This window comes from Psychroflexus sp. MES1-P1E, from assembly GCF_002836055.1.
Taxonomy (GTDB): Bacteria; Bacteroidota; Bacteroidia; order Flavobacteriales; family Flavobacteriaceae; genus Psychroflexus.
Genome location: NZ_PJBS01000347.1, coordinates 1 through 12,104 on the forward strand (window position 1 = coordinate 1; position 12,104 = coordinate 12,104).

Genomic DNA, 12,104 nt, shown 5'->3' on the forward strand with positions numbered 1-12,104 from the left:
TTCTGCATAAAAGGTCCGAAGCAGGGGCCACGCAGTGTAGTATATTTTCAATTAGGGATTATCCAGTGGATGATTCATCATTAAAAGCAATTTATCAGACTCACATATTTAGTAATTACTCGGTTTTTATTTAAATACAAAAGTGTGATTCCCACATAATCAATGTATTATCATCCTTTATGTCTAATTTTTTTATGTATTCACAAAAAGATATTTTTAACCTCATCACTATTCATTCTATTATTATCAGAATCCGTATCGATTAACTTACTATAGGGGTCTACTCCTACTTCGGTTGGTTTTTGATTTACAATAATAGTAACCGTGTTGTGTATCGCCGTCATTTTGTGCTTTTGTAAATACAATTCTACAACCTTCTTTTCACCATCAATTTCTTCTTCTCCAAAAACACCGATATCAATATAATCGGCTAATGGGAGTGAACTCATCTGTCCTCCTGAATCATTTTGATACGTTATAGATTCGATGCTGTCATCAGTATAAATTTTATTTCCTTTTGCGCCACTTCTATACTTGCTAACATTGAATTCTATGTCTTTTTGATAGGTTCCATTCTCTAATTTTGTGGTTTTATAATCAACCACTCTTTTCTCATAAAGGGAAATGGTCTCGAACATGTCTTTAATAACGTACTGTAGCGAATCTGGCGTTACTTCTCTTATATAGTCAACCAATTCCATTGAAGTGGTATAAGGAGGACCTTGAAACTTATTCTTTTCTACTAACTTACGTACTGCACTATTCAAGTTTTCCTCCCCCATATAATCACTCAAGGCATAAAAAACCAATGCTCCTTTTGAATACCGTATATAAGATTGACCATCAACATACATTAATGAATCTTGACCACTACTTTCATTTTTACGTCCTCTTAGATGATGATCTAAGGCATACTTAAAAAAAGTGCGCCTCTGGCTTTTTCCATATTCTTGTTTTAAGGTTTTTAAACGCTCATATTCCGATATACTTTCTGAAAGCATCGATGCCCCCAAAACATCGGCTCCAATCACTCGATGTACCCACCAGTGATGTTCCACTTCGTGTGAAGTTACACCAAAGGCAAAGTCTACACCCCCAGCATCGCTATCATCTACATCGGCAATAAACCCATGACTTTCAGAAAACGGAATGGTGTTTGGATACGATTGCGCAAAACTTCCATAGATTCTAAGGAATTCTATAATTCGTAATTGCTTGTGTTGATACGCGCTAAATTTTTTCGAATTATAGGCTAATGATGCCTTCATTCTAGCCATCATCCTATCCCTTTTATAGTGAAAATAACGCCTCCCGTCTTTCATCCATTCTTTCTTTAAATACCCTAGTGCTATGGCAATTTGATCTTCAGAGGTACTTAAAGTAGCTTCAAAATCTACCCAATCTGCATCTCTTGTGAGTTCGTTAACTCCTAATACGGTTAAATCTGAAGGATGTGCTTTCATTTCAAAATCGGCCAAGCCATACTTTTTACAAATGGCATTATCTGTTATGCCAACAAAGCGATCCAGATAAAAATACCTACAAAGCAGCAGTGAGTTATTATTTGAGGTCTTTAGAGATAATGAACCAAATAACCTGCTTTTTAGACAGGCCTACATAGAAACCTACGAACAAGAAATTGAGAAATACCGATTGCGAGAAGCTTTTGAACGTATAGAAAATCAAACCATCGTCTGAAAAGCCTGCAAACAACCTACCCCTTTTTCTTTCCCTATCTTTACTGACCTCTTGCGCGAAAAATTAAGCAGTGAAAAACTAACCGATCGCATCAAAAGGATGCAATTAATTTGGGAATAATAATTGTTGTTGCCATGATTTACGTTCCTTAAGTTTGTTACAACAAAAAAATATACGTCATGTTTTTAAATTATAATGTTGTGAAATTACTATTTATGTTATTATTCACCGCAGTTGCAACTGCGCAGACTTATGACACAGTAAATTTCCAAAACCCCACAGGACGTCAGAATATTGATTATAATAATGAGATGCAAAATGGAATGCGTGTTTTAAAAAGAACAGACGGTTCCCTTATTGTAGCCGGTCGTTCCGGATCCAACGGAAACATTATGAATGACTTTTTGCTTATTTGTGTCAATCAAGATGGTACTAGATGTTCAGATTTTGGAATAAACGGTGTTCAAAATGATTCAGGTTTTTTTACTTCTGCTATCTATGATTATGCGATCCAAAATGACGACAAAATTATTATATCGTCTAATTTTAATGGTGATTTAAATGTGATACGTTTGAATAGTGATGGTAGCAGGGATGTTTCCTACGGCAACAACGGAATAGTAACGATACCAACTCCTTCAGACGCGATAGGTTCTGCTGGAAATGGAAAAATTTTTACTTTAAATAATGATAAAGTTATCGCAGTGCGGAACTACAGCTTTTCGATTTCTCCCTATCGATACAAAACTGCAGTCTATAAAATAAACACGACAGGTGTTGTAGATAACTCCTTTGGTACATCTGGCATGCTCAGTTTAGATTACCGCGGTTTCTCAACCTTTTGAAATGATCTCTTTCAATCGGGAACATCTCTACATTTACTTTCGGGAGGTATCCCCAGCGCTGGAACAGGTAGAGTAACACATCTACAAAAAATAGACTTAAATGGAGTACCTGATAGCACTTTTGGTATGAATAGTATTCTTAAAATCTCAAACGTAAACTTGAGTGCTGCAATTGATATTAAAGGCTCGACAATCGCTCTTTGTGGTTTAGGTTTAACTGTAGGACTGTTCGATAGTACAGGCAGCCCTATTTCATCGTTTGGTGCCGAAGGAGTCGAAGTTTATAATATCACAAACGCACAAGATTCTGGTCGAGATATAATCATACAGCCTGATGGTAAATTATTAGTTTTATTTAGAGGAAGGATTGGAACTGTAGGAGAAGACGGATTATTAATGCGTTTACTTGCCGATGGTACTTTAGATACTAGTTTTAATGATGCTATTAGTAGCACTCCACCAGGAGTTTTTTCAATGAGCGTAGGATTAGGGAATAATTCACAAGATGACATGTTGTTGACAGACGATGGAACATTATTTGTTACAGGATATGCTAACTTTTTTAACCCTACTGGGTTTGATATAATAATTAGTAAATTACTAATTCTAGACGGTACTTTGAGCACAACGGACGTTTTAAGTAATAAAGTTAGGATATATCCCAATCCAGTAAATGACATATTAAATTATGAAGGTATTGAGGACATTAGTAAAATTAACATATTTGACTTGACCGGTAGAAAATTATTCACTTCTATTCCTAATCAACAACAATTTATAAATCTAACTTCCTTAGCTATTAAAAATGGCTTGTATATAATTCAATTCGAAACATTAAAAGGCTTTATTAGTATGAAATTTTTAAAATCTAATTTATAAGTAAGCTTTCATTGTATAGAGAAAGGCATCCATTTTGGTAAAGTCTAATTTATATTCTGATATCTCTTATTGATTAAAATTTAAACTTTCTTCACTTGTAGAAATAGACATTTATACCTGTCTATACCCTTTTCTAGTCTTCACACCTATCCATCATATTTCTTCTTTGAACTGCTACTTGACTTCTAAAACTCTTCCTGTTTTCATGTGCTTTGTTACCTACGCGTCCATATCTGGTGATAATATCAAATCTATCTACTGCGATCTCCCAAAACTTATTACTAGCACCTTATGCAAATTCGTAGCGTTTGAAAGAAAAGTTATTGGTAGTTTTAGAGCCCTCTACCCCTACAAGTTTAATACCAATTTGAATCTATAAAGTCACCACGAATCGTTTTACCGATACGAATTCGGCACAGGCTTTTTCGCCTAGTTTTTATCAAAAAAAATCACTGTAGCTGAGGCAATACCAATTATTTTTAACTTGAATCAATCAAAAGACCTGTGCTGAACTACGTCGTAGTATAATTCAATTTATATATACGACCTTATAAATTAAATTTGTTATTAGTTGATAACTAGTAGAACAACCCATACATAAAAAACTACAGTTCGGAAATTAAAAATATGCTAAAGGAGATAATTCCCCTAGTTTTGAACAACTTAATTAAACTGGAAAAATGGAAAACACGATACAGGTTTTAATTTATATTCATGCAACATTTGGCGGGGTTGCTTTGCTTGCTGGTTTAGTATCAATAATTGCAAAAAAAGGGAAAACGATTCATAGGAAATTTGGATTACTTTTCTTCTATTCCATGATGTTATCTGGAATAATAGCTATGATAGTCGCTGTTTTGCCCAATCACGAAAGTCCATTTTTATTTGCTGTCGGAATTTTTAGTTTATATTTTGTTTTAACGGGTAATAGAGCTTTGAAATTCAAAAGAAAAAGTCCTGATTTGAAGATTGATAAATGGATATCAATCAGCATGATTATCACTGGATTTTTAATGATTACACTACCTATTATACTTACAAATAGTGTACATATAGTTTTGGTAGTATTTGGAATAGTTGGGATGATTTTTTCAGTTAAAGATTTAGTATTGTATAAAAATCCTGATCGATTGAGAAAAGGATGGTTAAAATTGCATTTAGGTAAAATGCTAGGTGGGTATATTGCTGCAACGACCGCATTTGTTGTAGTGAATCAATTTTTTCCGAGTTTTTATGGTTGGTTTATTCCTGGGATTATTGGTGGACTTATAATAACATACTGGTCTAGAAAAATAAATAAAAAAACAGTTTCTAGAGAATAACTCAGCATATCGCCAGCCAGCGGTGTGCTATCTTTTCTGTATGATCCAAGGCTATATAGTATCTAGTCGGAAATTAAAAACTCTTAAAATTTTTCTTAAAATCGTTTTCTTTTATTATTTTAATTTGGATGTTTTTGTCTGTATGTAGCAGCAATTATACATTCACAGTACAAGCAATTAAAAAAATGAGAGATTACTTAAAATCATTTAACATACTTACGGATGAAGACATTGATGTATTCGAAAGCAAAGTAATTCGCAAAACATTAAAGAAAGGCGATTATTTTGTCCGAGAGGGAAAGACTTCTAAAGAAGTAGCCTTTAATGTTTCTGGGCTATTTAGATCCTTTTATTATTCATCTGCAGAAGAAGAAGTCACCTATTGTTTTACGTTTTCTAATACATTTGTTAGTGCCTATTCTTCATTTTTATCACAAACCAAAACGGTAGAGAATATTCAAGCCCTCACAGATATTGAGTTGTTTAGTATTTCAAGAGATGAGATTTTAAAGTTAGAGAAAAGAATCTTCATATTGCAAAAAGAAAGTGCTGAAAAGCGGTGTGAAGACTTACTCAAAAACCAACCTCAATATCTACAATTAATCCCTCTAAATTTTTTATCCTCTTATTTAGGAATTACCCAGCGGCATTTAAGTCGCATTAGAAAGTCGATTTCGAATTAGACATATGTCCTTTTAAAGGCGTTACATACTTGCGTTCTTTGTTTAGAAATAAAGAACAAATTATGAAACAAGTTTTAATTATTAATGGACATACCGACAAGCAGAGTTATAATTATGCCCTATCGGAAGCTTATTTAAAAGGGGCCAATAAAACCAATGCCATTTTGACTCAAATTAACATTGCAGACTTGGATTTTAATCCTAATCTGGAGTTTGGGTATAGAAAAAGAAAAGAACTAGAACCGGATTTATTTGAGGGTATAGAAAAAAATTAAAAAAACAGACCATATTTTGTTTAGGTGTTTCAGATGTGGTGGTATGGATATCCCGCATTGATGAAAGGATTTATCGACCGTACATTTTTACCAGGAATCACCTTTCAACCTATCCAAGGAAAAGCACTGCCAAAAAAATTATTGAAAGGAAAAACAGCAAGAATCATTATAACAGCTGACACCCCTAAATGGTATAATTTCCTAATTATGAAAAGCCCTGCTATCAATCAATTCAAAAAAGGGACTCTAGAGTTTTGTGGAATTAGTCCTGTTAAAGCGACCTATATTTCACCGGTTAAAAACTCAAAAACTGACTACAGGAAAAAGTGATTAGAGAAAATAGCCCTGTTAGGTGAGAAATTAAAATAGATGTTATTGGTAAATTTTAAAAATACAAAGTGTGGTATTTTTAAAATTTATAGTTTGGTGTAATTTTATCAGATCTTTAAATTCAAGATTTAAAGATCTGATAAAATACAAAATGATAAGAAAGGCTTAAAAATTTGACTTTTTTTTAAATCGAAATGAGTTGCATTAATGACCTGAATCCCATATTTTTAATGCCCTTCATTTCAAATTCAAGCATGACATTTGAGAAAAATAAATTCTTCAAAAGAATAAAATGGAAAAAATAAAGCTAGATACTATAATTTATGGTTTTGATAATGATTATAAGCATAACAAAGACATTAGAGCAAGTTTCAATATACTGACAGAGATTACATTTGGTTTCAGTATGGAAGAATGGTATTTAAATGGATATTGGAGTGATAAATATATTCCTTATTCATTGTTGCATGAAGATAAAATTATATCTAATGTGTCCGTTAACATAATTGAGTTTATTACCGAAGAAGAGAAGAAGATAGGTGTTCAAATTGGAACTGTAATGACTAAAAAGGAATACCAAAATCGAGGACTTAATAGATTTCTTTTGGAGAGAGTAGTAGATGAATGGAAAGAAAAGGCAGATTTTATATATCTTTTTGCAAATGAAAGTGTTCTTGAATTTTATCCTAAATTTAATTTTGAGATAGTGAATGAATATCAATATTCAATATCAGTTAACGATAATGGAAGTAGTTCATCAATAAAAAGGCTTAATATAGAAGATGCCATAGAGAAAGAGTTTCTAGAAGAAACTTTAAAAATGTCAGTCCCGATTTCAAAGGTATCTATGCACGATAATGCATCTTTAATAATGTTTTATTGTTTATCTATTAAGAAAAACAGCATTTACTATATTGATGACCTTAAAGCAATCGTTATTGCTGATTTTAAAGGTGATACGCTTTATCTAAATGATGTATTTTGTGTAGAATATTTGAATTTAAGTAATGTCATTCAAGCCATGTCAGGTAAAGATGTAAAAAAAGTAGTTTTAGGATTTACTCCTTTAAACGAAACGAGTTATGATAGAAGTTTATTAAAAGCAGATGATACACTGTTTATGTTAAAGGACAAGGTTGGTTATTTCACAGACAAATATTCGATGTTTCCAGTTTTATCACATGCTTAAATAAAAACTATTAGTTTAATGAAAATAGAAGAAATAATATCTTCCAACACTTTATATCAGTAATACCAGCTCCAAAGTTGATGCATTTTCTTCATAAGGTCTCCTCAATTCCCAGATAACAAAGCCGTGACGGATTGGGGGTTGGTGTTGAAATAGCGGACAACGGCGATACAAAAGAAATCTTTTGGGCGGGTGGTCCATATAATTCCTACTTTTGGATTGATTATGATAAAGAAATAATTGGAATCATGTTTACAAATACAGCTCCGCTCGGACATTTAGGAATGATGGATACCTATAAAAAATTAACAGAAGATGCATTAAATAACTAAACAGCAGCGACTAACATGTTGTATAAGTAATGGCAGGAGAGTGTTAACTTTTAAGTCTTATAGCCCATTCAAATTGAGGAGCGATTTGAATGGCAAGTGCCACGAAGGCTACTATGACTCTTTCAGCTTAGCCTTACCTGCAAGCTGAAAAATCTAGCCTAATACTTAATACTATTAAATGAAAATTAAGGCATATATAAATCAGGCTTATCCGTTTTATTATGAAGACTATAAAAAAGTTTTTATACTTCTTTTTGGTGTGGCCATTATAAGCTTTCTGTTTAGCTATTTGTTTGAGCCATTTGTTGTTAACCAAGCTGAGCACAAAATAAGTAGTTTATGGATTGTAATAGGGCATGCGTTTATGCCGATACCCATTGCTCTAGCTTATCTCATTATACTAAATAAAACAGTAAAGGATACAAGTCAGTGGACGATAGGCAAGGAATTTTTACAGCTAGCACTTCTGCTCTTTTTAATTGGTCTTTCCAGTTTTTTCCTTCGGGATTTTATTTATATGAATCCCGATAACTGGTCATTTCGGTACTTGTGGGAGGAAATTCGGAACACTTTTTTGGTAGGCAGCTTAATTTTAATGATCATTTTACCTCTAAACCTTGAACGATTATTGAATAGTAACTTTAACTTTTTAAAACAAATAGCGACTCCATCATCAATTATAACGAGCAGCAACTCCATACACATAGTTACACCCCTCCCTGGAGAGCAATTTGAAATAAACATGGAGACATTTCTTTTTGCAAAAGTAGAGAGTAACTATATCGAAATTGTTTACAGCAGTGTGACCGGATTTGGAAAATTGTTAAAGCGAATGACTTTGAAAGAATTTGAAGAACAGTTAAACCCCTTTCCTTATGTGTTTAAAGTGCATCGCTCTTACCTTGTAAATCTGCAGACTATAAAATCCATTTCAGGCAATGCTCAAGGTTATGTGCTTCGCTTAAAAAACTTTTCTGAAGGGACTATTCCAGTATCCCGATCTAAGATTCAAGAATTTAATCGTGTTTTTACTAATTGCAATAAAAAGTAGGTTTGTATTTCGTCACTCTGGAGTGTCGTTTGTCACTTAGCCTAAGCCATCATTGGCATTGTTTTTATATTTGCCATCAAAAAAATAAGATCAATGGATACTACAACAAGAAGATACGATTTAGATTGGTTACGTGTTATTGCCATTTTAGCCGTTTATTTCCATCACCTAGGTATGCCTTTTAATGGCGACGGTTTTCACATTATGAATTCAGAATCTAGTAAGTTATTGGACGACATCATGGTCTACTTTGAACAATTTAGACTGCCGTTACTCTTTTTAATATCCGGTACTGGAACCGTCCTTGCTTTTTCTAAAAGGACTTGGAAGCAATTCTCTAAAGAGCGCACAGGCAGACTTTTAATTCCACTCATTTTTGGTATACTATTTATTGTACCACCACAAACTTATTTTCAATACATCAATGAATATAGCTCTTACTGGCAGCTATACAAGAGCGGACGATTTGAAACAAACCACCTTTGGTTTATAGAGAATCTTTATATTATTTCTTTACTTGTGATTCCATTAATTATTTTTCTTAAATCTCAAAAGTCTCAAGGTTTTAAGACTTGGTTTGAAAGAATATCTTCTCATAAAATGGGTCTATTGTTAGGGGGATTACCCTTAATAATTTTAACAATAGTCCTTAAAAGGGATTACCCGACTGGCTCATCTTCTCTAACCAATATTTCGGAAACCTTCTTTTATACCTACTTTTTTATTACAGGAATTTTATTTGCGAGCTCACAACTGTTCTGGGAAAACCTAAAAAAATACAGACGCTTTCACCTTGTTACTTTTGTAATTAGCACACTATTATTCTACAGTTACTACTTCGTACCCAATGGTTCTATTGAACCCTATTTAAGCACTTCCGTTCGTTGGGATATTTGGTATGGCTTATGCTGTTTGTTGGGATGGTGCTTTGTTTTGACATTGTTAGGATATGGACAAGTTTACCTCAATAAACCTAGTCTTTTGCTAAAAAGGATGAACGAGGCTATTTACCCATTTTATATATTACATCAAACAGTAATAGTGATTTTTGGATATTATATTATTCAGCTGAATGTAAATATCCCTGTTAAAATGATACTGCTTTTTATTAGCTCATTTTTTGTCATTGTACTCTTATATCGTTTGTTCATTTATCCTTTTAAAATTACTCGAGTGCTCTTTGGAATGAAAAAGAAGAATGAAAAACGCAAGAATAGAACAGCTATTGAAACCGAGAAATTAGTCTAATTATAAAACTCAATGTCAATAGTTTGTACTAATGCAAATCACAATTAAAAAAGCCCGCAGGTAATCGAGTGGATGGCTCCGCCATCAGATGACGGAGTACACCCTCTAAATCAATTAGCTCCCTTTCGGTAGCTAGAAAAACGCCCATACTGGGCACACACAACGTATATGAAATCATAGCACCCTGCGGAATGCTCCGCTTCACATACTAAACGTTGCCACCAATTTAAAAAATGACCGAAGAAGAAAAGAAAATAGAGGGAATTAAAGAAATGAATTTTTGTCCGACTTGCAATTCCGTAGTCGAGACAGTAATAGTTTATTCATATACTTCTGAAAACACTGTGAATGAAGATTTGTGTGGTTATGTTACAGAAGTGTTATTGAGTAAGTGCTTAAAATGTCAAAATCTGTTTTTGAAAGAAAAAAGTTTTCAAATCGTTGAGGGAGATGATTATCTGAATAGCAAAATACAATTTTTACCAAACACCGAAAACGAAGCAATTGAAAATTGTCCTGAAATTGTATATAATCCTTATGAAGAAACTCTGAAATGTTATCGAGCACACGCTTACGATGCTTGTGCAATGATGTGTCACAAAGGAATAGAAGCTATCTCCATCGACAAAAGAGAAATTAAAGGGAACCTTACTACTAAATTGAAAAACCTGAACTCTAAAGGAATTTTAGGAAATACTCTTTAAAGTTGGGCGAACGAATTAAGATTAATCGGAAATGATGGAGCGCATTCGCACGACCAAACTGTGAACCGACTAGATGCGAAAGAAGCTGTTGACTTTTTTGACGCTTTTATAACATATTTATACCATTTAGTAAATCAATACGAGGAACTGATAAAAAGACGGAAAAAATAAAAACTAAAGGCAACACCCTGTATAATTAATTGCTGGTTTCTAGCCTACTTACGAAAGTCCAAACGCACTTTCTTGGATGCTGTTTTATTTAGTAAATTAGCTGCTTGAAACACGCTAGCAAACATATAATATGAAAATAACACTGAGTAATTTTTAAACAAATGAACATGAGAAAAAACATATTAATTATTAGTCTATCAACCCTTATCCTAGCCGGTTGTGGAGAATCTAAAAAAGATCAGAAATCTAAAAATGAAGAACTTCAAAAAGAGGAGATGCATGAAGATCATGCCATGGAAACCCTTTCTGTTGAAAATAGAATTGCCTTTATGTCTGGTCATGTTGAGGTAGGCTTAGCGCTTTACCGCGCAGGAAAACCAGATCAGGCAGCACAACATTTGATGCATCCAGTATCTGAAATGCATCAGGCAGAGCGTGCAGGAATTGATGCTCTGGGATTTAATCCAGAAGTATTCAAATCAGTATCAAAGGCAATGGATGAAGGCAAACCTGCTTCTGAAATAGAACCAATGCTAACTGAAGCTGAAGAAAATATAACCCTCTTACAAAAAAATGCTGGTGGAGACTTGAATGAAATTATTTTATTCTTAATGGAAACTGTCGTGGAGGAATACAGCGCTGGTGTTAGTGATGGAAAGATAGTTGAAGCCGGAGAATATCAAGATGCATTCGGTTTTTCGATGGTAGCTCTCAAAATATCCAAAAGAATGGAAGGTGATAAGTCCGCACAACTTATTAAAGAGTTAATAAAATTAGTTGATATGTGGCCAGAAGGAGGACCACTTGCTGACTCCACACCTGAACCGGTTGAAGATGTGGTTGAACAAACAAATAATATTATTAAAAACTTATAAGTTTTTTTCAGAAAATAGCTATTCATAATTCTAAAACGCTGGAGTGAATCGAGAAACCTTCTTGTGAAAAAAAGCAATTCAATAAAATAAAACCTTTGCTAACAAAACCTAAACTGTGTTGAACTGCCTACCGACAGGCAGGTCAACGTCTTTTAAAACAGACCGTTACCTGGAAGCTGAAAAATAGAAAATATTGAAAATGCCAAATGGAAAACAGACTTTTATAAGTAAACTCATAATGAACCCCAAGCGGATTATTTTGATTGATGCTTTTGGTGCATTACTAACAGCATTTCTATTATTTGGAATCTGAGCACAATTGCAACACTATTTTGGAATGCCAAATAAAGTTCTACACCTATTATCAGGAATTGCTTTTTGCTTATTTATTTATTCAATAAGTTGTCATATACTTATTAAGTCAAATTGGAAACCTTTTTTAAGAATATTAATAATTTGTAATCTTCTTTATTCATCGGTTTCCCTCGTAATGATAATTAAT

12 protein-coding genes and 2 pseudogenes are annotated in these 12,104 nt (G+C 33.3%); 12 read left to right on the plus strand and 2 right to left on the minus strand.

Annotated features, from left to right (window positions below):
- Positions 1-200: 200 nt before the first annotated feature.
- A complete protein-coding gene (locus CXF67_RS15695) occupies positions 201-1,478 on the minus strand; it encodes a M1 aminopeptidase family protein (RefSeq protein ID WP_180957992.1) in 1,278 nt (425 codons plus the stop codon).
- Between the two features lie 55 nt (positions 1,479-1,533).
- Here CXF67_RS15695 and CXF67_RS15700 point away from each other — a divergent pair.
- The 3 genes and pseudogenes from CXF67_RS15700 to CXF67_RS15710 all read left to right on the plus strand — a co-directional run.
- Positions 1,534-1,818 (plus strand): annotated as a pseudogene (locus CXF67_RS15700) (DNA ligase-associated DEXH box helicase); the annotation flags it as partial.
- A gap of 80 nt (positions 1,819-1,898) precedes the next feature.
- Positions 1,899-2,543, plus strand: coding sequence for an NHL repeat-containing protein (locus CXF67_RS15705; RefSeq protein WP_180957993.1), 645 nt, complete (start codon positions 1,899-1,901; stop codon positions 2,541-2,543).
- A gap of 126 nt (positions 2,544-2,669) precedes the next feature.
- On the plus strand, positions 2,670-3,422 hold the full coding sequence (locus CXF67_RS15710; protein ID WP_102089597.1) for a T9SS type A sorting domain-containing protein: 753 nt from the start codon (positions 2,670-2,672) through the stop codon (positions 3,420-3,422).
- 133 nt (positions 3,423-3,555) lie between these two features.
- Here CXF67_RS15710 and CXF67_RS19265 read toward each other — a convergent pair whose 3' ends face one another.
- Positions 3,556-3,687, minus strand: coding sequence for a hypothetical protein (locus CXF67_RS19265; protein ID WP_102089605.1), 132 nt, complete (start codon positions 3,685-3,687; stop codon positions 3,556-3,558).
- Positions 3,688-4,102: 415 nt separating this feature from the next.
- Between CXF67_RS19265 and CXF67_RS15720 the strand changes: the two genes are divergently transcribed.
- The 9 genes and pseudogenes from CXF67_RS15720 (at position 4,103) to CXF67_RS15760 (ending at position 11,602) form a co-directional block, all read left to right on the plus strand.
- Positions 4,103-4,744 (plus strand): DUF2306 domain-containing protein, encoded by a 642-nt coding sequence (locus CXF67_RS15720; protein ID WP_102089598.1) that lies wholly within the window; start codon positions 4,103-4,105, stop codon positions 4,742-4,744.
- A 185-nt stretch (positions 4,745-4,929) separates the two neighbouring features.
- Positions 4,930-5,427 carry a Crp/Fnr family transcriptional regulator gene (locus CXF67_RS15725; protein ID WP_102089606.1) on the plus strand — a complete coding sequence of 166 codons (498 nt, stop codon included), beginning with the start codon at positions 4,930-4,932 and terminating at the stop codon, positions 5,425-5,427.
- Positions 5,428-5,489: 62 nt separating this feature from the next.
- Positions 5,490-6,032, plus strand: a pseudogene (locus CXF67_RS15730) (NAD(P)H-dependent oxidoreductase).
- Positions 6,033-6,324: 292 nt separating this feature from the next.
- Entirely contained in the window at positions 6,325-7,221 is an 897-nt protein-coding gene (locus CXF67_RS15735) for a GNAT family N-acetyltransferase (protein ID WP_102089599.1), read from the plus strand.
- 134 nt (positions 7,222-7,355) lie between these two features.
- Positions 7,356-7,553 (plus strand): serine hydrolase, encoded by a 198-nt coding sequence (locus CXF67_RS15740; RefSeq protein ID WP_102089600.1) that lies wholly within the window; start codon positions 7,356-7,358, stop codon positions 7,551-7,553.
- 178 nt (positions 7,554-7,731) lie between these two features.
- On the plus strand, positions 7,732-8,604 hold the full coding sequence (locus CXF67_RS15745) for a LytR/AlgR family response regulator transcription factor (RefSeq protein ID WP_102089601.1): 873 nt from the start codon (positions 7,732-7,734) through the stop codon (positions 8,602-8,604).
- Positions 8,605-8,697: 93 nt separating this feature from the next.
- Entirely contained in the window at positions 8,698-9,852 is a 1,155-nt protein-coding gene (locus CXF67_RS15750; protein ID WP_102089602.1) for an acyltransferase family protein, read from the plus strand.
- Between the two features lie 233 nt (positions 9,853-10,085).
- Positions 10,086-10,556, plus strand: coding sequence for a hypothetical protein (locus CXF67_RS15755; RefSeq protein ID WP_102089603.1), 471 nt, complete (start codon positions 10,086-10,088; stop codon positions 10,554-10,556).
- A gap of 338 nt (positions 10,557-10,894) precedes the next feature.
- A complete protein-coding gene (locus CXF67_RS15760; RefSeq protein ID WP_102089604.1) occupies positions 10,895-11,602 on the plus strand; it encodes an outer membrane protein assembly factor BamD in 708 nt (235 codons plus the stop codon).
- Positions 11,603-12,104: the final 502 nt, after the last annotated feature.